Source organism: Paenibacillus sp. GQ49 (assembly GCF_059759055.1).
Map to the genome: position 1 here is coordinate 23909 of NZ_JCAXEL010000008.1, position 24812 is coordinate 48720.

Below are 24812 nucleotides of genomic sequence, written 5' to 3' on the forward strand. Positions count from 1 at the left end.
GGAAACTGACTGGATAATAAAAGGAGCGGATCGACATGGCCGATATGAAATCTAATTTGAACACTGCATGGTATAAAGACACTAAAGGTAGCGGTAGGCTGAAGGCAGATTATCTTAAAACGAATATCGCGATTCCCGAGTCTTCGGGAGGGAGTGGGGAAGGAGCCAATCCTAAAGAATTATTGGTTTCCTCTGCCACTACTTGTTACATTATGACACTCGTGTATATGTTGGAACAGAAGCAACTGTCAGTTACTGGAATAGTGATGAACACAGAGGCTGTAAATTCCAAAGAAGAAGGATTTCGAATTGTCCATCTTCCTCAAGTTATTTTGTCCGCGAATTCCACTGAAGAGCAGATTCAGTCTGTGCGCAAAATCATGATTAGTGCGGAGCAGGCGTGTGAAGTAGGAAATCTGCTCAAAAAAGCAGGCGTTCAGATTGAAGTCGAAGGCAAAGTAGAGATTGAATCTGATACAGATGTAGTAAGTCAATACATTGAGGAAAACCAACTAAACTGGGATTGACGTTCATTCATAATGCAGGATCGTCAGTGAGGATACAGACATGAAAGAAATGATGGAATTAACTTCGCTGGATATGGTGGAACGGTTTGTTGATGAACATGAATTAAGTTTTTTATATGTATCTCAAACGAATTGCAGTGTTTGTCATGCATTGCTCCCTAAGATCAGAACACTATTAGAAGAATATCCTTTGATTCAATTGGGGCATATCAACATTCACGATGTAGAGAGCATAGCAGAGAAATATATGATTTTCACAGCTCCGATCATGTTGCTGATCATAGAACAGAAGGAATATGTTAGAGCAGATCGATTTGTTCGCTTTAACGAATTGAAGCATAAACTTGATCAGATATATGAACTGTACACCCAGTCCATGTAAACCCAATGAATCTGAACTCTTGGGAACGACAGCGGGCAAAAGTCACACTTAATCAAGCTGGCACCTATCAAATTTGGAGCCAGCTTGATTCATTTCCCTTGATTACTTGTGCCGGCTGTGCACTCGAATAGGAGATACGCCTTGGAGTCTATTACAATTGGTTCTTTCAATATTAGCCTGGAACTGTTGATCAGAAGTGCTTCCGTACTTGCAGGGTATTTAGTCTTAAAATGGCGTCTGCATGTACTGCGAAACATTGAAGGAACTTCGATCGATCATCTCATGAACAACATTTTGATTGCAGGTCTCTTGATTTGGAAATTCAGCCCGCTGATTTTGGACTTTCAGCTAGTCATTCACGATCCGTTGTCCCTGATCTACTTTAACGGAGGAACAAACGGCCTCTGGATTGCTACCTTGTATGGCTGCATCGTGTTGATGATTCATACGTGGAGAAAGAAACTTTCTTTCTTTATGTTCCCTGACCTCTTGCTGACGTTCTACCTGGCTTCATCAGCCTTGTATAGCCTGTTATATTTTATCCTTCTCCAAGGAGGAGTTCGATCTTTAGCGTTAGGCTTGCTCGGCCTGGTTATGGTCATCGCTCAATTCAAATCCAGCAACAAACGAATGTTTTCTTTTCTAGGATTGGTAGTAACCGTCTTATGGTACAGCATGGGCAGAACAGTGATCGCCTTTGTGAACGGAGACAATGAGATTGTTGTTTACGGGATTGCGGCTGAACAGCTGTTTTTTCTTAGTGCAGCAGGCATCTCTTTTTTGACTAAAATCATGCTGGAGAGGCGAACCGAACACGATTGATTTTTATTCTATGGGGGAATCAAATCCGTGAAGGAGTGACGATTTGGAACAAGTGACGCTTTTAGTAGCATTTACAGCAGGTGCGCTTTCGTTTTTCTCCCCTTGTGTCTTCCCGCTTGTACCTGCTTATGTTTCACATATCTCGGATACAATGGTTGAAGCAGGAAGGATTGCGGCGAATCGGAAACAATTATTCCTCCGATCGATCGGTTTTATCCTTGGTTTTGGCGTTATTTTCGTATTGATGGGAGCTTCCGCTAGTGCCATCGGAAGTTTCATTTCTATGCGCAGGGAATTAATCGAGAAGTTCGGCGGTATTTTAATTATCGTATTCGGATTGCAGATGATGGGTTTGCTGAAACTCAAGTTATTGATGAATTCCAAGCCATTGCAAAACGAAAAAAAATATGGTGGCTGGTTCGGTTCCTTTTTTCTCGGACTGGCCTTTGGTGCAGGTTGGACGCCGTGTGTAGGACTCGCATTATCCTCCATATTAATCTTGGCTGGTTCTTCTGAATCTCTATATCAAGGGATTGGTTTCTTAGCGGCTTATTCATTAGGCTTAGGTATTCCTTTTTTGCTTATTTCACTTTTAGTTACATTTTCGCTATCAATCGTTAAGCTCATTAATCGGGCCCTTCCTCTGTTGAGCATATTCAATGGAGCCATCATGGTGGCTTTGGGCGTTATGCTGTATACCGGGAGTTTCCAACGATTAAGTGCAATGCTTGCCAAGTACTCATTTTTCAGTTTCTAATGGAGGACTACTGCTCGTGAAAAATATTCGTAATATGCTCGTTGGCGTTTTTCTGACAGGCTTGGTTGTATGGGGAGTCTACGATCATCTGCGCGAACAAAATGAATTGAAGTTTCATGATAACGCGAACGGCATCAACGGCATAGAAACAGGCATCCAGGTGGGCAAAATTGCACCAAATTTTGAGCTGGCATCCCTGGATAACGAAGAAATGTCGCTGACTGAATTGAAGGGAAAACGGGTTTTGCTGAATTTCTGGGCCACTTGGTGCCCGCCGTGTCGTGCCGAAATGCCACATATCGAGAAATTTCATGAAGAGTATAAAGATCAGAACGTTGTCGTCATAGGGATCAATTTGAGTTATACGGAAGATTCGATAGAGGATGTGTCAACATTCCTTCGAAAATATAATGTAACCTTCCCTATTTTGAAAGATGAGAAGGCACGGGTAGCTGATTTATTTGCGATCCACTCGTACCCGACCACCTATATGATTGATTCCAGTGGGGTTATTCGCCAAAAATTTCAAGGTGCAATTACGTACGATACGATGAAAACAGCGATGGATTCCATGAATTGAAACGCTTTTGGTAAGAAGGATGTCTGGCCTTGTCACGTAGCTTGGGAGAAAGTTCAAGCAAGTTTCAGGTCTTGCAATTTTGTGGAGGAAGGGATAGTACGATGACATTGATTTATATCTTATTGGGGCTGACGGGTATATGGGGACTGACTCAACTATGGCCTCTGCGTTCCCTTACTTATATTAATATCGAGGACTTGGACCTCACTCAAGAACGTTGGGGAAAGGTGAAAATCCTGGATGTCAGAGACGCGAGCGAGTATTGGACTGGTCATATTCCGGGCACAATAAATATCTCGGTTGGCAGACTGCCTGTATTGTGGAGCAAACATATTGAGCCGCATGATGAAGTATTCATCTTTTCCCGCAGTTGGATTCAGCGAAAAAAAGCTGCCAGAATTCTGGCACGTCGGGGCTTTCGGCAGTTGTATGCTGTTAGAGGTTGTTTTCTTTCAACTAATAAGGGAAACGTGGCATCTCCGTGTCCATGTATGCAATGAAGCGTTTCATTAATGGCTGTGCAACAGATTTAAGGCAAAAACAAGCAGTTGAACAAATTAAAATGGTTATTGCTAAATCTTTCGGCCGCGGCTATAATGAGAATGCGAGTTAAGGATAGTGATTGTTTAATTACAAGCTAGACCTGCTTGCACATCGTGAATTTGCGCTATATTTAGCGTTTATTTCGAGATGTGCGGGTGGGTCTTTTTATTTGTATTAAGGGGGAAATGAGATGATTATTCTTAAGATCCTTAACAATAATGTGGCGGTTACACAAGATAAATTGGGCCAGGAAGTCATTGTGATGGGCAAAGGAATTGCTTACCAAAAGAGAATAGGCGATGCTCTTGACGAGCAAAGCATTGATAAAATTTACTCCCTTTCTACCAAGGAGGCATTTATCAAATTCCAGGAACTTCTGACGGAAATCCCTTTAGATTACTTCGATGTTGCGGATAGAATCATAAATTTCGCAAAAATGACGTTAGGCAAAAAACTGAATGATAGTATATATATATCGCTCAGCGACCATATTTTCTCAACCGTAAGCCGTTTTAGTGACGGAATCTCCCTCAAAAATGCTTTACTTTGGGATATTAAACGGTTTTACGCGGATGAGTATAAAGTTGGTTTGAAGGCGCTTCAATTCATCAAGGAGTCTTTTGATATTCAGTTTCCGGAAGATGAGGCTGGTTTCCTTGCTTTGCACATCGTCAATGCGGAGGATCGCCAAGAAAGTCAGGATATCTACAGAGTGACCAAAATCATTCAGGAAATTAGCGACATTGTCAGGTATTATTTTCAAATTGAATTCGATGAGCAATCCGTAGCATTCTATCGATTTATTACGCATCTGAAATTTTTTGCTCAAAGATTAATCAGTGGAAATTTACATGAGAATGAAAGCGATCAGGATCTTCTGGATGTGATAAAAGAGAAACATCCGAATGCGTTTCGTTGTGTCGGGAAAATCGAAACCTACATCAAAAACAACTACAATTACAGCCTTACGGGTGAAGAAAAGCTGTATTTGACGGTCCACATTCAACGTGTGGTGTATAAGACACGATCATAACGTAACTATGAAAGGAGGTGAGGGTTTAAAAGCAAGCCAGGATGGTGACATTAAGTTGGCCAAACCCTTCACTATGCTGTTTCAGCTAGAATATGGAGGAGAACATAATGGGAAAATATCAGCAGTTAGCGGAAGAGATTGTGAATCAATTAGGGGGATCAGATAACATCGGTGACCTCACTCATTGCGTTACAAGGTTAAGATTTCATCTGAAGGACGATTCCATACCCAATGATGAAGTTATGAAAAAGCTGGACGGGGTAGTAACTGTCTTACGTTCAGGTGGGCAATATCAAGTCGTTATTGGAAATCATGTTTCTGAAGTTTATTCGGAGGTTAGCTCACTGGTTAAACTGAATCCAGACAATACGAGTTCTTCAACCGAAAAAGATGTTAAAAAGAAAAAGCCGCTGGACGCTTTCATTGATGTAATATCAAACTTGTTTCAACCTATTCTCGGCATTCTATTAGCTGCAGGGATGCTGAAAGGCTTCAATACGTTGTTGAGCACACTAAATCTTTATACAACGGATAGCGGGGCATATATGATCATTAATACCATGGGGGATGCTATGTTCATGTTCCTCCCTGTATTTTTGGGATATACATCTGCTAACAAGTTTAAAGTACAACCCTTTATCGGCATACTCATTGGATTAGCTATGTGTTACCCCGCTATTCAGTTGGATGCCTTGGCAGGATCCAGAGAGCCACTTTACACGCTATTCAGCGGATCTGCCTTCAGTTCTCCAGTTTATCTGGATGTGTTCGGCGTTCCATTGATCAGTATGAACTACACATCCACTGTTCTCCCAATCATCATCGTAGTTTACTTTGCTTCTAAAGTTCAACGTACGCTGGATAAAATTGTTCCGAGTGCGGTTAAATTTTTCATGGTACCGATGGTCACGGTGCTGATTTCCTTATCCTTGGGCTTCTTATTGATCGGACCTGTTGCGAGTTATGCGTCTGAATTGATTGCTCAAGGCATACTGGTGGCACGAGACGCAAGTCCATTATTTGCAGGATTCCTTTTGGGGCTCTCCTGGCAAGTACTTGTCGTGTTCGGACTGCATTGGGGACTCATCCCTTTATATATTAACAACATTACGAGCATGGGTTACGACACCATCATGGCTTCCGTCTTTGCAACATCATTTGCCCAGTTGGCCATTGTGCTTGCAATTATCGTGAAAACCAAGGATAAAAAGCTTAAGGCTCTTGGCTTCCCTTCGGCCATTTCTGCATTGTTTGGCATCACTGAACCTGTCGTTTACGGTATTATCCTGCCGCGCAAGAAGCTGTTTATTATGAGCTGTATCGTTTCGGGTGTTGCCGGTGGATTTTATGGACTGTACAACCTTAGAGAGTTTACTTTTGGTGGATTTGGTATATTTGAGTTTTTGACGATGTTCGACCCTAATGAACCAGGCACGTCTAATATTATGATTGCCATCATTGGTGTAGTGTTTGCCATGGTTGTCTCGTTTGCATTAACACTCGTCATGTTTAAGGATGATAAGACGGAAGCTGACTCTGCTACATTGTCTGTAGATCCACCTCAATCGATGTCTAAGACTGGAAAAAAACATACGATGCTCAGTCCGATGAACGGGGAGATCATTCCGATTAAAGATGTGCAGGATGGGGCTTTCTCGCAAGAACTACTTGGCCGAGGGATTGGAATTCGTCCTTCTACAGGCGAGCTGTTTGCCCCCTTTGCCGGAAGGATCGTTACGCTATTCCCGACCAAACATGCCGTTGGAATAATTTCGGATGAAGGAATGGAAGTATTGATTCACATTGGTTTTAACACTGTTCGGTTGAAAGGAAAACACTTTGAAAGCTTCGTTCAAGAAGGGGACATTGTGCAACAGGGACAGAAACTGGTCGAATTTAACATTGCTGAGATCGAGAAAGAAGGATACTCCTTAGAAACGCCAATGATTGTTACAAACACGGAGAATTATCTGGAAATCGTCGAGACCAAAGAAAATAAAGTGAACGCAGGCGATGTGCTGCTTACAGGCTTGTTGTAAGAGAATAATTATATATTTTATAAATAGAGGGAGACGATAAATTTGGGATTTAAAGATGGGTTCTTATGGGGAGGAGCAACCTCGGCCAACCAATCAGAGGGAGCTTACAATGCGGACGGCAGAGGACTAGCAAACGTTGATTTGAGCCCGACTGGCGACGTGCGAGAAAGTGTGCTTATGGGAAAAACTAAAATGTTTGACTTTGACGAAAATTATTACTATCCTGCCAAAGAAGCAATCGATATGTATCACCATTTTAAAGAAGATATTGCCTTGTTTGCCGAAATGGGTTTCAAGGTATATCGCTTGTCGATTGCGTGGAGTCGTATTTTTCCCAAGGGGGATGAGACAGAGCCTAATGAGGCTGGGCTTCAATTCTACGAAGACTTGTTCAAAGAGTGCCAAAAGTATAATATTGAACCCCTCGTCACCATTACTCACTTTGATGTTCCAATGCATTTGGTCAAGGAGTATGGTTCATGGCGGAACAGAAAAATGGTTCATTTCTATGAAAGACTGTGTACCGTAATATTCAATCGTTACAAAGGTCTGGTTAAATATTGGATTACTTTCAATGAAATTAACATGGTTCTGGAAGCTCCATTTTTAGCAGCGGGGCTGTTCATTGAAGAACACGAAGATGCAGAAGCTGTAAAGTTCACAGCCAGTCACCATGAACTGGTAGCCAGTGCGTTGGCCGCCAAAATTGCCCATGAAGTTGATCCGGAAAATATGGTAGGTTGTATGCTTGCCGCCAATGCTCCGTATCCTAGAACATGCCACCCACAGGATATATGGAAAGCGAAGCAGGTTGAGAACCAAAGCTACTTCTTCATTGACGTTCAGGTGAGAGGTGAGTATCCTGCGTATACACTCAAAGATCTTGAGCGCAAAAATATAGTTCTCCCATTCGAAAAAGGGGATCAGGAATTACTTAAACAGCACACCGTTGATTTTATCGGATTCTCGTACTATTCTTCCAGTGTGGTTAGCGCGGATCCTACACAAACGGATACGATTGGAGGCAATTTGTTCCCCAGCTTGCCTAACCCCTACTTGAAAGCTAGTGACTGGGGCTGGCAAATTGATCCACTCGGTTTGCGGATTACGATGAACAACATTTATGATCGATATCAAAAACCTTTATTCATCGTAGAAAATGGGCTCGGTGCTGCAGATATAGCGAATGAGAACGGATATGTTGAAGATGACTATCGAATTGCTTATCTAAGCGAGCATATTCAGGCGATGAGAGATGCTGTCGACTACGACGGCGTTGATTTGCTTGGGTATACTGTCTGGGGACCGATTGATATTGTGAGTGCCAGTACCGGCGAAATGAAAAAAAGATATGGATTCATTTATGTTGACCGGGACGATGATGGTCAAGGAACATTAAAACGCTCCAAGAAAAAATCATTCGAATGGTACAAGAAGGTTATTGAGTCCAATGGTCAGAATCTGGATGCCTAATTCATAATAAGGTCAACATAAACAAAGGTCACTCCCACTTTGCTTGACAGAGTGGAAGTGACCTTATGTTTTCTAATTTTATTATTTTACAATAAAATAATTTTGCAACTGGTTGCGAAGTTTTTCACCTTCAACTTTGATCTGAACTATTGTGCTCTGTAATATCGTGTTTATTTCTTATTGCGATGTGAAATCTTCAGTCGATTTCACATCGCAATACATGCCATTAAGTGCGCCGACAAAGGCATAATGGACCTGTTCAGCTGGTACGACCTTATTTTGATAGGATAGCTCTCTCGTTGCACATGCATCTTCAATAAGTGTTGTTTCATAGCCGAGATCCACTGCAGCTCTAACGGTTGCATCAATACACATATGTGTCATCATCCCTACAACCACTACTTTGGTTATTTCTTTCTCTTTAAGTTTGCTTTGTAATTCGGTATTCAAAAAGCTGTTAGGGGAGTGCTTTATAATAATACTTTCATTTTCTAATGGTAGAACAGCCTCATGTATTTTTACACCTTCCGAATCTGGAAGAAAGAAACCAATCGCTGGGTCACTTGCGATATGTTGAACATGGAAAATATTATCCTTGTGGTTTTTTCTGAACCAATCAAGCACTTTTGCAGCATTAGAAGCTGCTTTTTCAGGATTGCTTAATTCCATCTTCCCATTCGGGAAATAGTCATTTTGAATATCTACAATAATTAGAGCTGTGCTCATTATTCTCCACCTCGTATAAAATATTTTGTTACACTATAATCATAAATCGAATTGTAATTTTATTCGATAAGTTAACGAAACACTTTTGTCCTAAAAAAATTCATGGTGAAAGGAATTTATTATGGAACTTGATCATATTGATTTTCAGATCCTTCGGATACTATCTGAAAATGCACGTATCCAATGGAAAGAATTAGGTGAACAGATTCATATGACAGGGCAAGCAGTAGGAAATCGTATAAAAAAACTTGAGGAAAGTGGTGTTATAAAAGGTTATTCTGCAATAGTTGATGAAACGAAAATGGGACTAACCTTTACAGCTTTTATCATTTTCTATATGAAAACAGCTAACCATCATTCGTTTATAAGATTAATGGACGATCGAAGGGAGGTATTAGAGGTTCACCGCGTATCGGGAGAAGGCTGTTACCATTTAAAAATTAAAACTAGCTCTCAAGAGCAATTGAATCGTTTTCTGGACGATATTCTTGAGTATGGGAATTATACTTTACATCTATCTATACAAGAAATAAAAAAACAGAATTCTATAACTACTACATGACTAAACGTATTTAATTTTCTATAAGTAACAACTAAAAAGGTATAATTCCTCGTTCAATGTGTTTTATACCTTTTCTCAGAATAAAGCGCTGCGTGATGAATGTGAATTTAAGAGAGCACATTGACATAAAAACCGTTATATCGTAATATTACGTTATAACGGTTTAGGAGGGATACTTTTGACCACACCCGCTTTTGATATGAATACTTTAAAACAGTTCGACGAACCCGCTAATCTGCTGAAAGCTTTATCTCACCCGATTCGTTTATGTATTGTGCGTGGACTGATGCAAAAAAAGAAATGTAATGTTTCATATATGCAGGAGTGTCTGGATCTTCCCCAATCAACCGTATCACAGCACTTGCAGAAGCTTCGCAGTGCCGGTATTGTCGCTACAGAACGGAATGGTCTTGAAGTGAATTATGTGCTTGCCGATCAACGGGTCGAACAGATTATAATTACTTTGTTTGGAAAGGAAGACTGTGAATCATGAGCAAAAAAATACTGATTGTTGGCGGTGTAGCTGGGGGTGCATCTGCGGCTGCACGGCTGCGCCGTCTGGATGAACATGCCGAAATTATTATCTTTGAGAAAGGCCCCTATATATCGTTTGCCAATTGTGGTTTACCTTATTATATTGGTGGCTCGATTGATGAGCGAGAGCGTCTGCTGGTACAAACACCAAAAGGGATGGCAGATCGCTTTCGTATTGATGTGCGTACAAAAAGCGAGGTCATGGCTATTGATCCGCAAAAACGTACGGTTCGAGTGCAGAGCCAAGAGCGTGGCCATTATGAAGAAAGCTATGATGAGTTAATTTTGTCACCAGGTGCAAAACCAATGGTTCCCGATATACCGGGTAAGGACAATCCACTGATTTACACCGTACGTAGCATTCCTGATATTGATCGTATCAAAGAACAAATAAATTCATCTAACAACCGATCATCAATCGTTATAGGTGGTGGATTTATTGGTGTTGAAATGGCAGAAAACTTAAAGGAAGCTGGATTGGAAGTAACGTTAATCGAGGGTAATGGACAGCTACTCACCCCATTTGATCCTGAATTAGCAGCAGCTTTGGCCCAGGAAATGGAGCTGAATGGTGTTAACATGCTGTTCTCCCAGCGTGTTCAGGGATTTCATTCCCTTGAGCAGGGCATTGGAGTAGAGCTTGCTGATGGTCATGTTCTGACAGCTGACCTGGTTATTCTTGCGATAGGGGTAACCCCGGATACATCTTTTCTGAAAAGTAGCGGCGTTTCTCTGGGCACACGTGGACATATCATTGTAAATGAAGCTCTAGAAAGCAGCGTGCCACATATTTATGCAGTTGGCGATGCCATCGAAGTAACTGAGACCATTCATGGTACGAAGACAGCTATTCCACTTGCCGGACCTGCCAATAAACAGGGAAGAATTGTTGCTGATCGAATTGCCGGACTTAGTTCCACATACAAAGGAACACAAGGTACGTCCATTATCAAAGTATTTGGAATGACAGGAGCAACTACGGGGAGCAATGAAAAAACACTAAAGCGTCTTGGTGTTGATTATAGAACCGTAATCGTGCATCCTGCCTCTCATGCATCGTATTATCCAGGTTCCAGCACGATTACTCTTAAGTTGCTTTTCACACCGGAAGGTAAGATTCTAGGTGCACAAGCAGTCGGTTATGACGGAGTGGATAAACGGATTGATGATATTGCTGTAGCCATACATTTTGGCGGTCATATCCGAGATTTAACCGAGCTTGAACTGAGTTACGCCCCACCTTATTCTTCTGCAAAAGATCCAGTGAATATGGCTGGGTACGCAGCAGAGAATATTACAGCTGGACGTGTTCAAACGTTCACCTATGATCAGCTGTCTGAGCGCAAGCCAGACCAGTCTATACTACTGGATGTTCGCAGTGCTCTGGAGCATCGTAATGGGAATATTCCGGGTTCAATAAATATTTCAGTGGATGAGCTTCGTCAGCGGTTAGATGAACTAGACTCATCCAAAGATATCTGGGTATACTGTCAGGTTGGTTTACGTGGATATACGGCTTCGCAAATCCTGCGTCAGCATGGATTTAGCGTGAAAAACTTGAGTGGAGGCTATAAAACATATCGCCAAGCCCAGTTTAAGCCGGCTCCATTTTCTCCTGCAAAACCAGATCATCATGAGCCTGGGCTAGGCGTGAAGGAATCAGGGCCAATTCCCACTGCTTCGACTGAGCCACAGCGTATCGATAATGAGTTGAATGTATGCGGTTTAAGTTGTCCGGGTCCGCTGATACAAGTGAAGCAGAAAATGGATCAACTATCGAATGGAGAGACCTTGCGGGTTAAAGCTTCCGATCCAGGATTCTATGAAGATGTGAAAGCATGGGCAACCATGTCTGGGTCCGCACTCTTACATCTGGAACGAATCAAAGGCGGAATTATTGAGGCTGTCATTGCCAAGAATTCAGTAAAACCCATTTCCGATTCGCCTAGCCACCATGATCCCGCTAGCACGATGGTTGTCTTTAGCGGCGATCTAGATAAAGCCATTGCCTCTCTTATTATTGCAAATGGAGCTGCAGCAAGTGGACGTAAAGTAACGATGTTTTTCACATTTTGGGGATTGAATGTTATTCGGAAGCATCAGACGCAGCCTGTATCCAAAACCATGATTGGCCGGATGTTTGATATGATGCTGCCACGTGGAAGCAAAAAGCTTGGCATGTCCAAAATGAATATGCTTGGTGTTGGTCCAAAAATTATCCGTGGCCTGATGAAAAATAATAACGTTCCGTCTTTAGAAGAGTTGATAGAGTCCGTCATTGCACAAGGGGCTGAGTTGGTAGCCTGCCAAATGTCCATGGATTTAATGGGCATTCAGCGTGAAGAATTAATAGATCAAGTTACAATTGGTGGGGTCGGTTACTATCTGGGAGAAGCATCCCAAGCTAATCATAACCTGTTTATTTAAGTCAATTCCTACTTTCAAAGAACACCAAATGACATTGTCTTAGAGAAGTTAGAGGGTAAGCGTAGAGACATGCTTTCCTTAATCGCATTATCTGTATTACCTGAAAAAAGGCCGAAAAGTGCTTTCTGTCATGCACAGAGAGCTGCTTTTCGGCCTTTTTGGCCAATAAGAACAAATACACAAGAGAAGAGCGATATATCGCGTACAGTTTTGTAGCAGATCCTACTTTATTCTTTCATTTATGTATCTAGGACTTGTTGTAAACCGGTTATCAGGTATGTTCATGATTTGTTTACATTTGAACGATATTACATGTTTCTGATAGCCCTACAGAGCCATTCAGTTAATGGACAGATGCAGTTATGATTTTCAGTAAACCTGTGACATCAAGTTCTGTGGTTCATGCAATGGAGGGGAAGCAAGTGGCCAATATTCACAAAAAAATTTTATTGATAGACCATGAAACTAGAATTCGAGTGCTGATGAGAAGGTATTTGGAAAAAGAGGGTTTCATTGTAGACGAAGCCTCCAGTGGAGGCCAAGCCATTCAGAAATGTTATTTAAACAATGGAAATTACGATCTGATGTTGCTTGATTTATCGTTGCCCGATATGAATGGGATTGAGATCTGCAAATATATGAAGCACAACTATCATGAGATTCCGATCATCATGTTGTCTGAGTATTCCGAAGAAAAGGATCGAATCGAAGGTTTCAAGGCAGGAGCCGACGATTATGTTTCCAAACCGTTCAGCCCCAGAGAAGTTGTCCTGCGTATTCAAAGTATTGTGGCTCGCACACAAGGAATCAGCTTGCATGATTTTAAAAGCACATCAAGCAACGAGGTCCTTATTGACGAGATTCTGATCCAACCTTCTGCTCGGCGTGTTTTGGTTCAAGATAATGAAGTACATCTGACGCCAAAAGAATACGAATTACTCTATTTTCTCGCTACACATCAGGAAAGAGCGTTTTCCCGAGAAGAATTGCTTATCCAAGTATGGAAGTCATCTCACAAAGAAATTTATGATCAACGTACTATCGATACTCACATCAAACGATTGCGCGAAAAGCTTTTTGCCCAATATTCAAAAGGAAATGAGTTCATTCAGACTTTATGGGGATACGGATATAGGTTCCGGAGTCCGGAGTGATCGCCATCTTAAATTGGATTACAGATTGTGAGGAGTAACCTATGTCTTATAAACAAATCAAATGGATGATTCTGTTCATTCCAACTTTCACTGTTGCCATCTGGGAATATGTCAGACATCAATTCCTTTTACCCTATATCTCAATGGACTTAGGCAATTGGTTAACTCCGGTTCTAGTGTATGTCGTCAGTATCACACTATTAACCCAACTATTTCGCATTTTAGAAAAAATACAGAAGGAATTGGAAACGGAACGCTCCGAAAAAGCTGCGCTTGAAGCACGCGAACAACTGGCACGAGAGCTTCATGATGGGATTGCTCAATCCCTTTTTTTGCTGTCAGTCAAGGCCGAAAAGTTAGAAAAGGGAAGTAACGAGAAACAGCAGGAACAGAACATTTTGTCCATCCGCAAAACGATTCATGAAGTGAACCGTTATGTAAGGCAAGCGATCACCAATCTTCGTCTCGATCGGGATGTAAGTCAATCCTCCACGCCAATATCATCAACACTTGTGGAACAAGTTCATGTCATGGCCAAGGACGTACGTACGCAAATCAATATTCATTGGGAATTAAAAGATCACCAGCTAGATGAAAAAGAAAAGGTTGAACTGCTAGCCTGTATTCGAGAAGCGCTCATCAACATGAACAAGTATGCTTCTGCCACAGCAGGATCAATTACAGCGATAGGAATGAGCCATAGCTGGAAGGTTACAGTTAAGGATAACGGAAAAGGGTTCGATGGCGATCCGTTTGCCAAAAAAGGAAAATTCGGTCTACGTATTATGAAAGAACGCTGCAATGAGATGGGATGGATCATGAACATGTATCGAGAGGACAGAGAGACGATCGTTGAGATTCACAAGGGGGCTCTAACATGACATTAACCACCACAACAAGAGTCTTGGTTGTTGATGATCATGCACATGCAAGGGAAGCTATCCGTGAGATTTTGGAAATGGATAACCACTTTAACGTTATCGGTATCGTCTCTAACGGTCAAGAAGCAATCGACTTCATGGAAAAGTGGCTTCCAGACCTTATTTTAATGGATATTCAAATGCCAGTCTTGGATGGACTGGAGGCAACTCGCAGAATCAAGCTTACGTTTCCTTATGTGAAAATTGTCATGATAACTGTGTCGGACGATATGCTTCATTTGCTGGAAGCTCTAAAACGCGGAGCCCAAGGTTATCTGCTTAAAAATCTGGAGCCCTCGACATGGCTAGAGTACTTACATTCAATTATTAACGAGGAAGCTCCCTTGTCAAGGGACGTGGCTTATCAAATTCTAAAGGAAGTCAACGTGATCGAACACAAGGAACCCATTGTTAAACTGACAACCAGGGAGCTGGAGATTTTATACGGAGTGGCAGCTGGATGGACGAATAAAGAGATTGCAGGTAGATGTGATATCTCTGAATACACGGTTAAGAATCATCTGAAAAACATATTACAAAAGTTGCAGTTACAAAATCGCGTTCAACTTACACGTTACGCATTGGAACAGGGGCTTGTATCGGAGGCCAAACGACATCCGGAATAAAACGGTAAGAATTTCATGTACGGCTAACGTACAGATAAGGAGAGGCAAAATTTATGCACAATATTGATAGCAGCTCCACGTCAGGGCAACCAACAAATGCAAACGATGCTGGACATCGCCAAACTACGCTTCAGATTACAGGTATGACTTGTGCAGCATGCTCAACCAGGATCGAGAAAGCACTAACCCGCTTGAACGGTGTTAGACAGGCGAATGTAAATTTAACTACAGAGGAAGCAACGGTAGCATATGACCCCGCTTTAGTAGATATTCAGTCCCTTCGCAATAAAATAGATAACTTAGGCTTCGGAACTGCTTCGACTTCCGTTGACCTAAATATTTCAGGTATGACTTGTGCAGCCTGCTCAGCACGCATCGAAAAAGGCCTCAGTCGTCTCCCGGGGGTGACGCGTGTGAATGTAAACTTGGCTCTGGAGTCAGGGCATGTAGAATTTGTAGCTGGAACACTGAAAGGTTCCGACCTCATTTATAAAATCAGGCAACTGGGTTTTGAAGCACGTATAAAAGCTACAGAGGCAGAAGCTCTATCCATGAGGGAACAGGAGATTCAACGCAAAAAATGGAAGTGGATCTTGTCAGCCGTCCTGTCTTTTCCCTTATTATGGGCCATGGTGTCACATTTCTCGTTCACATCTTGGATATGGGTTCCTGATGTATTTATGAATCCACTGTTCCAATGGCTGCTTGCAACGCCCATACAGTTCTATTTAGGATCACAATTTTATAAAGGTGCATATATAGCTTTGAAAAATCGAAGTGCCAATATGGATGTGCTCGTCGCACTTGGGACAAGTTCAGCTTACTTGTATAGTTTATATTTAACATCGCTAACTAGTACCGGTGGTACATCTGGTCATAATCATGGAGGAGGCGTCCCGGTGACAGAGGTTGTAAACACGGCCACTCAAGGACCTGTTAATTTGTATTTCGAAACCAGCGCCGTGTTGATTACATTGATATTGCTCGGTAAGTGGCTGGAGGCTCTGGCTAAAGGAAGATCTGCGCAATCTATTAAAAGCTTGATGCAACTGGCTCCGAGAAGTGCTCGGGTTCTCCGAAACGGTGAGGAGACAGAGCTTCTTCCCGAATATGTACTCGTTAATGATCTAGTCATCGTGAAGCCTGGCGAAAAGATTCCTGTGGATGGGATTGTTGAGGAGGGGGCTTCCTCCGTAGACGAGTCGATGTTAACCGGAGAAAGTCTGCCTGTGGATAAGAAGTTTGGCGATCGTGTAACCGGTGCGACCTTGAACAAAAATGGACGTCTTGTTATTCGCGCAACTCAGGTCGGTGCTGATAGTGCGTTATCCCGGATCATCCATATCGTGGAACAAGCACAAGGATCGAAAGCTCCGATCCAACGCGTAGCTGATTCAATTTCAGGGATTTTCGTACCTGTGGTCGTAGGCATAGCTGTGGTAACCTTTATATTGTCATTGATCTTCGAAAACTCAGAAGGATTCAGCGCTGCTCTAGAGAGAGCAATTGCAGTTTTGGTGATTGCCTGCCCATGCGCACTGGGCTTAGCTACACCAACATCCATAATGGCTGGTTCGGGGCGTGCTGCCGAATATGGTATTTTGTTCAAAGGTGGGGAGCATCTGGAGACTGCGCAACACATTCAGACGGTTATTCTCGATAAAACGGGCACTGTTACTCACGGAAAACCAGTTATGACCGATGTAATGTCTGCACCGGCTTGGTCAACCAACGAACTGTTGAAGCGGGTTGGGATTGCTGAGTCTAGCTCTGAACATCCTCTCGCCCAAGCGATTATAGAGGGGATCAGAGACAAAGATATAAAAATCATGTTCACGCCAGAACAGTTTGAGAATATTCCGGGATCTGGCGTACGTGCACGTGGTTACAACCAGGATATTCTCGTTGGAACACGCCGACTACTAGCCGATGCTATGGTGCAGATTCCTACAGAAGCATTGGCCTATATGTCTGAATTGGAGGGTCAGGGAAAAACAGTAATGCTCGTGGCAGTAAACAATGAATGGGCTGGAATGGTTGCTGTTGCGGATACCGTAAAGGAAACATCTGCACAAGCGGTTAGCCGGCTTCAAGCGATGGGAATCGAAGTGGTGTTAATGACTGGTGACAACGTACACACAGCTCGTGCTGTTGCAAGCCAAGTCGGGATCACCACAGTCATTGCAGGCATTCAACCGGAGGAAAAAGCTGCTGAAGTAGAGAGATTACAGCACATGGGGCAGATTGTAGCCATGGTAGGTGATGGGATTAACGATGCGCCCGCTTTAGCGGTGTCTAATATCGGCATGGCCATCGGAACAGGCACTGACGTTGCCGTAGAGGCTGCGGATGTTACACTCATGCGCGGAGATCTCAACAGTGTTGCAGATGCTATTGAATTAAGTAAAAGAACGATGCGAAATATTAAACAGAATCTTTTTTGGGCGCTCGCATACAACGTAGTAGGTATTCCTATTGCTGCCATTGGTCTTCTGGCTCCTTGGCTGGCTGGTGCAGCGATGGCATTCAGTAGTGTGTCAGTTGTACTTAATTCATTACGTCTTCAAAAAATGAAACTTTAATTACGTTAATAACCTGGTGAGTCATTCCGTTTTGTAGCTCCAAAGACTGATTCAGAGAGAGACAACATAAAGTGTAGGGTGGCTGATAAAATAATCTCTCAAGGAATGTACTATAGCACATTCCCTGAGAGATTAAAGTATTATTGCAACGAATTCTAGAGCGATGTTACTGGATCTATTCTTAAGAACCAAAAATTGTTTTTACATGCGGTTGTTGCAACCAATCCTTCAGCGAGGTCAGTTGGAGATCAGGGACAACCACGCGATCTTTCACGTCATAATAGTTCAGGGAATCAATATTAGCTCCAATCCAACGATAGAAGCCTCCAATACCAGCTGCTTGGTCCGCCCCCATTACTGGAGAGAGAGCTGTTTCAAAATCATCATAGTTCAGGAAATTGAAGGTTATATCTTGTCCCAACGCTTGCGTAAAGCGCTCGCCGAGTTCTGCACCAGTAAGTGCTTCCGGACCTGGAGCTAACAGCACTTGTCCTGCCAGCTCAGGATGGGTTAGCGCATAATAATGATATTGCGCTGCGTCTTCGGAGCTGATCCATGGGATCGGTTTATCTGCTGGTACAGGGTAGAAGAGCATTCCATTATTGATCAGACCCGGAATCAAGAAGTTTTCCATATAGAGTGTGGGTTTTACCAAAATAGTTGGAATACCGCTTTGTTGTACGTACTCGATCAATTCTCGTTTTACATCCAACGTTTTGGTGTCGGTTGGCTGTTCTGGTAAAAATCCATTCGAATTCACAACGATCAATTTAACGTGCGCTTGTCGCGCAGCTTCAACGGCATTTGTAATTTGCTGCTTCATTAATGCTGTGTCATACTCAATTGGCATATTCAAGAAGACTTTACTAACACCGCTGTTAACATCTTTCAACGTTTCTGGTGCAGACAGATCACCTACAAATGCCTCTATACCTTGCTCTTTTAAAGCCGTTACGTTTTTGTCATGACGTGTAATGGTGCGAACAGCTACCCCTTTGGAGGTTAACAATCTTGCTACGGCTCCACCTTGTACCCCTGACGCTCCATAGACTAATATCGTTTCCATATATACAACAGCTCCTTATAGTTACATTCATTTGTTCAGTATCGAACTAAATGTTATATTTATAATAACTAACTCACAAACTTTATGTAAGTACGCACATTCGGGATATCAGGTATCTCTTGTGATACTTTTGGAGGTAAACTTATGGAGATCGAACCACTGGAAAATTGCAGTACTTGTCCGGTTGAATTTGCAGTCAATGCAATCGGCGGCAAGTGGAAAATTCTGATTTTGTACCATTTATTGAATAAAGATATTATACGGTTTAACGAACTACAAAAATCGCTCTCCACGGTGACACATCGCACACTTACGCGTCAATTGCGTGAGCTTGAAGAAGGTGGGCTAGTGAACCGCGTTGCTTATGCTGAAATGCCTCCTCGTGTCGAATACTCACTAACAGATAAAGGACATAGTCTCACACCGATTTTGTTACAATTGCAAAACTGGGGTCTACAGCATATGTAAGCACCTTGAACACAAGATAACACCATTAAATTCGCTGTAATAGCGACTTTTCCTATTATAAGGAGCCGGTATTATTTATACTCATATCTGAATTAAACTGATATCTAAAAGATGCCCCCCAATGATCAAATACATCATTGGGGGGCATCTTTTATTCAAATCATGTATAAAGAGAGCTTTTTTCAGGTATAAGAACCAGGTTCACAAATTGTTTGAAATTATACCATTTTGTCTCCCTCGAATAGCTCAACTGAGCCATTCATCTATTATAAATCTAAGGATAAGCTTATTTAAATGTGAGAAAGAAGGCTTCCTCGTAGATGAAGCGGCTAGTAGCAGACAAGCCATCATAATTAAAGTGTGAACTAGGGATAAATACGGCTTTAAGAAAAAAGATCTAAAAAGGGGAGAAAACTGATGAAGGATCGATTTAAATTTACAGTCTTTATTTTAATCATGCTGGTAATTGTAAGTGGTTGTCAAAATACTTCACAACAACAAGAGAGCAACAGAGAGGAAGTTACTATTAATCAACCATCTGAACCTTATCTAACTTTTAAAGACTTTGACGGGGAAACCGTTACACTCCAGGATAAACCTCAAAATATTGTGATCTTGAATGAGCAAGTTCTTTACTCCTTCTATCAAGTTGGAGGGAAAGCAGTCGGTGTTCCGACTCCCTTTAACATTGAACCGCCTAAAGAAGCGATAAAAGTACCGAAAGTAGGTTTTATGCACGAAGTTAATATGGAAAAGGTATTAGAGTTAAAGCCTGATTTGGTGATTGGCCAGCGCTTTGACCATGGTAAATTCAGAGAAACTTTCAAAGAAGCTAATATCCCTTTAGCAAATCTTAACACCCAATCTATTGAAGACATAAAACAGAATACGATTTTGATGGGGAAAATTACAGGTAATGAACCAAAAGCGGAAGAGCTTGTAAATAAGATGAACTCAGAGATCAATCAAGTTATCGAGCAGATTCCAGATGAACAAGAAATGCATACTTATGCCATACTAACCGTTATGGGAGACACTGCATATGTTGAACAGAGTTCAACAATAGCAATAGATATTGCAGATCAGTTGAAACTGCGTAATGCAACAGTATCCATAGATGGCGAAGCTTTTGCCGGATATATCCCGTTTAGTATGGAAGAGATGGTGATGATCAATCCGGATTATCTCTTTATTCTTTCCCACACAACGAATGATGAAGCTAAAGAAATGATCGAAAACAACTTCAAATCAAATCCAGCCTGGAGCTCACTTTCAGCCATTTCAAATGACCAAATGTATTTTCTTCCAAAAGATAAATTTGTAATGGCTCCTGGTGTTGATGTTGCCGAATCCTATAAATATATGGCAGACTTGATCACTCCAAGTCAAACGAATTAGATATTTATGATTGAGAATAATCAGTTAAAAAACAGGATGAGCTGGAAACTCTTCATTATTGGACTTTTTATGATCTTCGCTATACTTAGCGTCATAATCAGTTTAGCTTTTGGAGCTGTTTCTGTAGATGTACGGTCCATTTTAAGTGTTTTACTTGGCAACACAGATTCGGACTACTACACGATTATATGGAATATTAGACTGCCACGTACACTTGTAGCCGTTTTTGTAGGCATTAATTTAGCTCTTTCCGGTGCATTATTACAAGGGGTTATGCGTAACCCTATGGCTGATCCCCATATTATCGGTGTTTCCTCCGGTGCAGGTTTATTTGGGACAACCATGCTACTGGTCTTCCCTGCCTTCTCACATTTGTTAGTACCTGTTGCATTTGTAGGAGCATTGACATCAGCCTTATTGATCTATTTGCTCGCTTGGGACAAGGGCGTATCTCCTATGAGGATTATTCTTGCTGGAGTTGCAGCTTCTGCTTTTTTAAATTCTGGAGTCTCAGCACTGTATACATTTTATAGTGACCGCATACAAGGAGCGGTTTCCTTTATGGTAGGAAGTCTATCCGCAAAAAGCTGGGGGCATGTGGAGACGATCATTCCTTACAGCATTATTGGATTAATATTGGCATTGTTAAGCGCCCAACGTATGAATGTACTGTTACTCGGCGATCCAGAATCAAGATCACTGGGACTAAACACGGAGGGTTATCGTTTATGGTTTATTGCTATAAGCGCGCTCCTTGCTGCCAGTGCTATAAGTATTGTGGGTCTACTCGGGTTTGTTGGCTTAATTGTTCCTCATGCTGCAAGGATTCTTGTGGGGAATGATTATCGGATATTGCTGCCTGCTTCAGCGCTGCTGGGAGTGACCGTTCTGTGTTTATCGGATACCATTGGCCGTGTTGCCTTCGCACCAATTGAGCTGCCAGTGGGTATTATTATGGGTGTGATAGGCGCTCCATTTTTCTTATATTTGTTACGAAAGAAGAGAACGATATGACACTAGAGACAAAGAATGTTCATATTGGATATCATGAAAACGAGGTAATTTCGGCTCTAAACCTTCGGTTTGAAGCAGGAAAGATCCACAGTATTCTTGGACCCAATGGCTGTGGTAAAAGTACACTTTTAAAGGCGCTGGGAAAGCAAATTCTGACTACGGATGGAAAGATTTTATTTAAGAATAGTGATATCAATACATGGAGCAGAAAAGCTTTTGCCAGAGAATTAGCTTTTTTAATGCAAGTACATGAGAGTAATCCCGAAGTTACTGTTAGACAGCTCATTGAGTATGGCCGTTTCCCTCACAAAAGGAAATTTGAACGATTAAATCAAGAAGATCAAGTCATTGTTGATCAAGCCATCTCACTTACACATTTAGTGGATTTATCAGAAAGAACAGTAGATACCTTATCTGGAGGAGAGCGCCAGAGAGCATGGATCGCAATGGCACTAGCTCAACAGCCTGCTATTTTGTTATTAGATGAACCTACCTCTTACCTGGATATTCATCACCAGCTTGAGATTATTGAACTAATTAAACGCTTAAATATCGAACAGGGCATCACAATCATCTTGGTGCTACATGATATTAATCAGGCAGCCATGATCTCTGATCAAATCATTGTGCTTCAAGCTGGAGAACTTTATGACCATGGTGCTCCTCAAAATGTTATTACACCAAAAATGTTACGTGATGTTTTTAAAGTTGATGCTGAAATAGATATTTCTTCTGATAATGAATCGATCTCTGTCTATAACTTTCAACTATTCAACGAATAAATAAACACAAAACAATCTCTGAATAAAAATCAGAGATTGTTTTGTGTTTATCATTGTATTTTAATTCGCGATAGGTTTTAAAGTGCATATACGTCTGGAGCAACGGCAACCATCACAGGATGTTCACGTTTTGGGCAGCTATATAGCTCGAATGAGCCTTTGCTCAGGAATATGTTTTATATACGATAAGATAGGATTTATGCCTCATATCTGGAATATAAAAAGATGGGGATTTACATAGAAAAAATCGATTGTTATCATCTGGATTGCGGCCTTACTTAGCTTGACTGCTGCTTGTGGCACAGACGCGCAGCAGGAGCAGGTTTCATCCAGCCCGGCTGCGGGGGACAAGCAGCAGAATGAGACAAATACAGGGGATTCGGAACAAGCTGCCAGCCCCTATCTCACTTTTCAAGATCTGAATGGTTCCACAGTCACCTTGGAGAAAAAACCTGAACGCATCGTTATTCTGAACAACGAACTAACTGAATTGTTCTATCAGGTTGGCGGCGAAGCCATTGGAATAGCAACATCAGCTGGTGTTGCTATTCCTGCTGAAGCAGCAGATGTGAAGCAACTTGGCCTGATTAACAGCATCAATCTGGAGGAAGTCCTCCAATTAAAACCTGATCTGGTCATCGGTCAACCGCTCTTTCACAAGGATCTGTCCGATACTTTCGCTGATGCTGGCATCCCATTCGCCATTTTGACGGTGAAGTCCATTGAGGACATTCGCAGTAATGCCAAGTTGTTCGGACAGATCATCGGCAAAGAACAGGAGGCTGAAATTGCGATTACAGACATGGATGCGAAACTTGACGCTCTCACAACAGATTTATCAGCGAACAAGCCGTCTTATGCAATCATAACCCTGATGATGAACACTGCGTCTATGCAAAAATCGACCAGTATCGCGCTGGATATTGCGGAGACGCTACACATGAAGAACATTGCTGAAAATCTTCCTTCTGGCAAAATGCCAAGTTCAGTACCCTTCAGTATGGAAAAGCTGGTTGAACTGAACCCAGACTACCTCTTCTTCGTGGTTCATGGGACGGATGAGGATGGGCAACGCATGATCGAAACCCAATTGGAGAGCAATCCAGCCTGGAGTTCGTTGCAAGCGGTGAAATCGGACCGCCTCCATGTTTTGCCGCCTTCCATGTTTGTTACAAATCCCGGCTTGAAAGTGTCAGAATCAGTAAAGTAAATGAAGCAACTGGTGTATTCGCCAGATCCAGCGAAAAAATAAAAATATGTACTGATGAGAGTCCGTAACCGCTATATTAGCGCTGCGGACTTTTTAACTTGTGTAATATCACAATGTATCTCTATTTGAGAAGATGTATTGACACAGAGCAGCATGCTGGATATTTATGTATTAATATGTTAGAAAGCATTGCAATCTGCTTTGATCTCACAAATTAGACACAAAACGACTATCACTATAGCTAGATTGAGCTATATGGAAAAAATATCTTTTTATGTACACTATGAATAGCATAATGATAGCGCTTTATTTGCAACTCTGTTTATACTCCAATGAATAGGGATTGATGATGTTTCTAATCCAGAACGGAGGAAATACATTGAAAAGTAAATATGCCTTCTTACTTTCCTTGAGATCACTTGAATACGAGATTAAGCAATTAAATGCCTATGCCAAGGAACATGAAGAGTGTTTCGATCTTTTACAACTGAAGCTGGATTCGCTTTGTCAATTTATGACGTTGGAGGAGAACGACAGACAGTGGCTTGCGTGGGGAAGTCAGGAGGAAATCCAGTTATATGGCACGCAACTTCGCGAAACATCTGTGCAAGCGTTATGTGAAATGGAAAAGTATCAATCTGCTCTTGCGATTGAGAATCGTTTGAATGTGAGTGAGTATATCGAAATACTCTCCACATCCGTCCGAAGCGAGCTTCGGGATTTCCAGCTTGATCAACGCTCCAAAGTTCTTTTTATTGGTTCAGGTGCATTTCCTCTCTCCGCATTGACCATTGCTCATGAAACGGGTGCAGAAATTGTATGTCTGGATATCGATCCAGAGGCTGTTGAAAAGGGGAGAAAAGTAGCCGATACCTGGGGACTTGCCGACAGAATTGTTTTCTCTGGAAAACCGATCGAGGAGTTGTCTTTTGTGAGTGAAGCAACACATATCGTCATTGCCTCTCTAGTTCGCAACAAACTGGATATCTTGAATGATCTCAAAGGAAGAATTCAACCCGACACCCGAATCTTGATGCGCTATGGTAATGGACTGAAATCACTTTTTAATTACCCGGTTGAAGAGGAATTGTCTGACGATTGGCAAAAAACTTCGATTTCTGCAGGGAAAGGCTTCTATGAAACAATGATTATTGAACCGAAGCACAGTGTCATACAGGGAAGGTGAG

The 24812-nt window shown here is 41.9% G+C and carries 24 protein-coding genes; 22 read left to right on the forward strand and 2 right to left on the reverse strand.

Annotated features, from left to right (window positions below; all coding sequences use genetic code 11):
* Window positions 1–35: 35 nt before the first annotated feature.
* The 9 genes from AC6CIF_RS15515 to AC6CIF_RS15555 all read left to right on the forward strand — a co-directional run bounded on the left by AC6CIF_RS15515 (window position 36) and on the right by AC6CIF_RS15555 (window position 8156).
* Entirely contained in the window at window positions 36–527 is a 492-nt protein-coding gene (locus tag AC6CIF_RS15515; protein WP_076331730.1) for an OsmC family protein, read from the forward strand.
* A gap of 40 nt (window positions 528–567) precedes the next feature.
* Window positions 568–909, forward strand: a complete 342-nt coding sequence (locus AC6CIF_RS15520) for a thioredoxin family protein (RefSeq protein WP_076331729.1) — start codon at window positions 568–570, stop codon at window positions 907–909.
* A gap of 141 nt (window positions 910–1050) precedes the next feature.
* The gene (locus AC6CIF_RS15525; protein WP_076331728.1) at window positions 1051–1731 is read left to right on the forward strand and encodes a hypothetical protein; all 681 of its coding nucleotides are present in this window, start codon (window positions 1051–1053) and stop codon (window positions 1729–1731) included.
* Between the two features lie 52 nt (window positions 1732–1783).
* Window positions 1784–2488 carry a cytochrome c biogenesis CcdA family protein gene (locus AC6CIF_RS15530; protein WP_076331797.1) on the forward strand — a complete coding sequence of 235 codons (705 nt, stop codon included), beginning with the start codon at window positions 1784–1786 and terminating at the stop codon, window positions 2486–2488.
* A gap of 16 nt (window positions 2489–2504) precedes the next feature.
* A complete protein-coding gene (locus tag AC6CIF_RS15535) occupies window positions 2505–3068 on the forward strand; it encodes a TlpA family protein disulfide reductase (protein WP_083679525.1) in 564 nt (187 codons plus the stop codon).
* A gap of 101 nt (window positions 3069–3169) precedes the next feature.
* Window positions 3170–3568 (forward strand): rhodanese-like domain-containing protein, encoded by a 399-nt coding sequence (locus AC6CIF_RS15540; RefSeq protein ID WP_076331727.1) that lies wholly within the window; start codon window positions 3170–3172, stop codon window positions 3566–3568.
* Between the two features lie 233 nt (window positions 3569–3801).
* The gene (gene licT, locus AC6CIF_RS15545) at window positions 3802–4644 is read left to right on the forward strand and encodes a BglG family transcription antiterminator LicT (protein WP_498200347.1); all 843 of its coding nucleotides are present in this window, start codon (window positions 3802–3804) and stop codon (window positions 4642–4644) included.
* 107 nt (window positions 4645–4751) lie between these two features.
* Window positions 4752–6683, forward strand: coding sequence for a beta-glucoside-specific PTS transporter subunit IIABC (locus AC6CIF_RS15550; protein WP_076331725.1), 1932 nt, complete (start codon window positions 4752–4754; stop codon window positions 6681–6683).
* 42 nt (window positions 6684–6725) lie between these two features.
* Window positions 6726–8156 (forward strand): 6-phospho-beta-glucosidase, encoded by a 1431-nt coding sequence (locus tag AC6CIF_RS15555; protein ID WP_076331724.1) that lies wholly within the window; start codon window positions 6726–6728, stop codon window positions 8154–8156.
* Window positions 8157–8333: 177 nt separating this feature from the next.
* Here the strand turns inward: AC6CIF_RS15555 and AC6CIF_RS15560 are convergent, their stop codons facing one another.
* Window positions 8334–8882 (reverse strand): cysteine hydrolase family protein, encoded by a 549-nt coding sequence (locus AC6CIF_RS15560; RefSeq protein WP_076331723.1) that lies wholly within the window; start codon window positions 8880–8882, stop codon window positions 8334–8336.
* A 121-nt stretch (window positions 8883–9003) separates the two neighbouring features.
* Here AC6CIF_RS15560 and AC6CIF_RS15565 point away from each other — a divergent pair, with 121 nt between their 5' ends.
* The 7 genes from AC6CIF_RS15565 (at window position 9004) to AC6CIF_RS15595 (ending at window position 17687) form a co-directional block, all read left to right on the forward strand.
* Entirely contained in the window at window positions 9004–9444 is a 441-nt protein-coding gene (locus AC6CIF_RS15565; RefSeq protein WP_076331722.1) for an Lrp/AsnC family transcriptional regulator, read from the forward strand.
* Between the two features lie 199 nt (window positions 9445–9643).
* On the forward strand, window positions 9644–9937 hold the full coding sequence (locus AC6CIF_RS15570) for an ArsR/SmtB family transcription factor (protein ID WP_076331795.1): 294 nt from the start codon (window positions 9644–9646) through the stop codon (window positions 9935–9937).
* The gene (locus AC6CIF_RS15575; RefSeq protein WP_076331721.1) at window positions 9934–12405 is read left to right on the forward strand and encodes an FAD-dependent oxidoreductase; all 2472 of its coding nucleotides are present in this window, start codon (window positions 9934–9936) and stop codon (window positions 12403–12405) included. Before AC6CIF_RS15570 ends, AC6CIF_RS15575 begins: the two co-directional genes overlap by 4 nt.
* Before the next feature lie 407 nt (window positions 12406–12812).
* Entirely contained in the window at window positions 12813–13559 is a 747-nt protein-coding gene (locus AC6CIF_RS15580) for a response regulator transcription factor (RefSeq protein ID WP_258171861.1), read from the forward strand.
* A 41-nt stretch (window positions 13560–13600) separates the two neighbouring features.
* Entirely contained in the window at window positions 13601–14440 is an 840-nt protein-coding gene (locus tag AC6CIF_RS15585; RefSeq protein ID WP_062328998.1) for a sensor histidine kinase, read from the forward strand.
* Window positions 14437–15105, forward strand: coding sequence for a response regulator (locus AC6CIF_RS15590; protein WP_105598999.1), 669 nt, complete (start codon window positions 14437–14439; stop codon window positions 15103–15105). Before AC6CIF_RS15585 ends, AC6CIF_RS15590 begins: the two co-directional genes overlap by 4 nt.
* A 53-nt stretch (window positions 15106–15158) precedes the next feature.
* A complete protein-coding gene (locus AC6CIF_RS15595; RefSeq protein ID WP_498200348.1) occupies window positions 15159–17687 on the forward strand; it encodes a heavy metal translocating P-type ATPase in 2529 nt (842 codons plus the stop codon).
* Between the two features lie 181 nt (window positions 17688–17868).
* Here the strand turns inward: AC6CIF_RS15595 and AC6CIF_RS15600 are convergent, their stop codons facing one another.
* A complete protein-coding gene (locus tag AC6CIF_RS15600; protein ID WP_105599001.1) occupies window positions 17869–18753 on the reverse strand; it encodes an SDR family oxidoreductase in 885 nt (294 codons plus the stop codon).
* 144 nt (window positions 18754–18897) lie between these two features.
* On the opposite strand from AC6CIF_RS15600, the gene AC6CIF_RS15605 reads away from it, so the two are divergent.
* The 6 genes from AC6CIF_RS15605 to AC6CIF_RS15630 all read left to right on the forward strand — a co-directional run bounded on the left by AC6CIF_RS15605 (window position 18898) and on the right by AC6CIF_RS15630 (window position 24811).
* On the forward strand, window positions 18898–19221 hold the full coding sequence (locus AC6CIF_RS15605) for a winged helix-turn-helix transcriptional regulator (RefSeq protein WP_105599002.1): 324 nt from the start codon (window positions 18898–18900) through the stop codon (window positions 19219–19221).
* A gap of 417 nt (window positions 19222–19638) precedes the next feature.
* Window positions 19639–20619: an ABC transporter substrate-binding protein gene (locus tag AC6CIF_RS15610; protein WP_105599004.1), complete on the forward strand. Its 981-nt coding sequence runs from the start codon at window positions 19639–19641 to the stop codon at window positions 20617–20619.
* Window positions 20620–20625: 6 nt separating this feature from the next.
* Entirely contained in the window at window positions 20626–21633 is a 1008-nt protein-coding gene (locus tag AC6CIF_RS15615; RefSeq protein ID WP_258171860.1) for a FecCD family ABC transporter permease, read from the forward strand.
* Window positions 21630–22415 (forward strand): ABC transporter ATP-binding protein, encoded by a 786-nt coding sequence (locus AC6CIF_RS15620; protein ID WP_105599005.1) that lies wholly within the window; start codon window positions 21630–21632, stop codon window positions 22413–22415. The genes AC6CIF_RS15615 and AC6CIF_RS15620 overlap by 4 nt, the downstream gene beginning before the upstream one ends.
* 283 nt (window positions 22416–22698) lie before the next feature.
* On the forward strand, window positions 22699–23625 hold the full coding sequence (locus AC6CIF_RS15625) for an ABC transporter substrate-binding protein (protein WP_498200349.1): 927 nt from the start codon (window positions 22699–22701) through the stop codon (window positions 23623–23625).
* 379 nt (window positions 23626–24004) lie between these two features.
* On the forward strand, window positions 24005–24811 hold the full coding sequence (locus AC6CIF_RS15630) for a nicotianamine synthase family protein (RefSeq protein WP_105599164.1): 807 nt from the start codon (window positions 24005–24007) through the stop codon (window positions 24809–24811).
* Window position 24812 lies beyond the last annotated feature (1 nt).

Bases quoted from the DNA above. Each gene is read 5' to 3' on its own strand.
- AC6CIF_RS15515 (WP_076331730.1), top strand. From the start codon at position 36: ATGGCCGATATGAAATCTAATTTGAACACTGCATGGTATAAAGACACT.
- AC6CIF_RS15520 (WP_076331729.1), top strand. From the start codon at position 568: ATGAAAGAAATGATGGAATTAACTTCGCTGGATATGGTGGAACGGTTT.
- AC6CIF_RS15540 (WP_076331727.1), top strand. From the start codon at position 3,170: ATGACATTGATTTATATCTTATTGGGGCTGACGGGTATATGGGGACTG.
- licT (WP_498200347.1), top strand. From the start codon at position 3,802: ATGATTATTCTTAAGATCCTTAACAATAATGTGGCGGTTACACAAGAT.
- AC6CIF_RS15550 (WP_076331725.1), top strand. From the start codon at position 4,752: ATGGGAAAATATCAGCAGTTAGCGGAAGAGATTGTGAATCAATTAGGG.
- AC6CIF_RS15560 (WP_076331723.1), bottom strand. From the start codon at position 8,882: ATGAGCACAGCTCTAATTATTGTAGATATTCAAAATGACTATTTCCCG.
- AC6CIF_RS15565 (WP_076331722.1), top strand. From the start codon at position 9,004: ATGGAACTTGATCATATTGATTTTCAGATCCTTCGGATACTATCTGAA.
- AC6CIF_RS15570 (WP_076331795.1), top strand. From the start codon at position 9,644: ATGAATACTTTAAAACAGTTCGACGAACCCGCTAATCTGCTGAAAGCT.
- AC6CIF_RS15575 (WP_076331721.1), top strand. From the start codon at position 9,934: ATGAGCAAAAAAATACTGATTGTTGGCGGTGTAGCTGGGGGTGCATCT.
- AC6CIF_RS15580 (WP_258171861.1), top strand. From the start codon at position 12,813: ATGGAGGGGAAGCAAGTGGCCAATATTCACAAAAAAATTTTATTGATA.
- AC6CIF_RS15585 (WP_062328998.1), top strand. From the start codon at position 13,601: ATGTCTTATAAACAAATCAAATGGATGATTCTGTTCATTCCAACTTTC.
- AC6CIF_RS15590 (WP_105598999.1), top strand. From the start codon at position 14,437: ATGACATTAACCACCACAACAAGAGTCTTGGTTGTTGATGATCATGCA.
- AC6CIF_RS15595 (WP_498200348.1), top strand. From the start codon at position 15,159: ATGCACAATATTGATAGCAGCTCCACGTCAGGGCAACCAACAAATGCA.
- AC6CIF_RS15600 (WP_105599001.1), bottom strand. From the start codon at position 18,753: ATGGAAACGATATTAGTCTATGGAGCGTCAGGGGTACAAGGTGGAGCC.
- AC6CIF_RS15605 (WP_105599002.1), top strand. From the start codon at position 18,898: ATGGAGATCGAACCACTGGAAAATTGCAGTACTTGTCCGGTTGAATTT.
- AC6CIF_RS15610 (WP_105599004.1), top strand. From the start codon at position 19,639: ATGAAGGATCGATTTAAATTTACAGTCTTTATTTTAATCATGCTGGTA.
- AC6CIF_RS15615 (WP_258171860.1), top strand. From the start codon at position 20,626: ATGATTGAGAATAATCAGTTAAAAAACAGGATGAGCTGGAAACTCTTC.
- AC6CIF_RS15620 (WP_105599005.1), top strand. From the start codon at position 21,630: ATGACACTAGAGACAAAGAATGTTCATATTGGATATCATGAAAACGAG.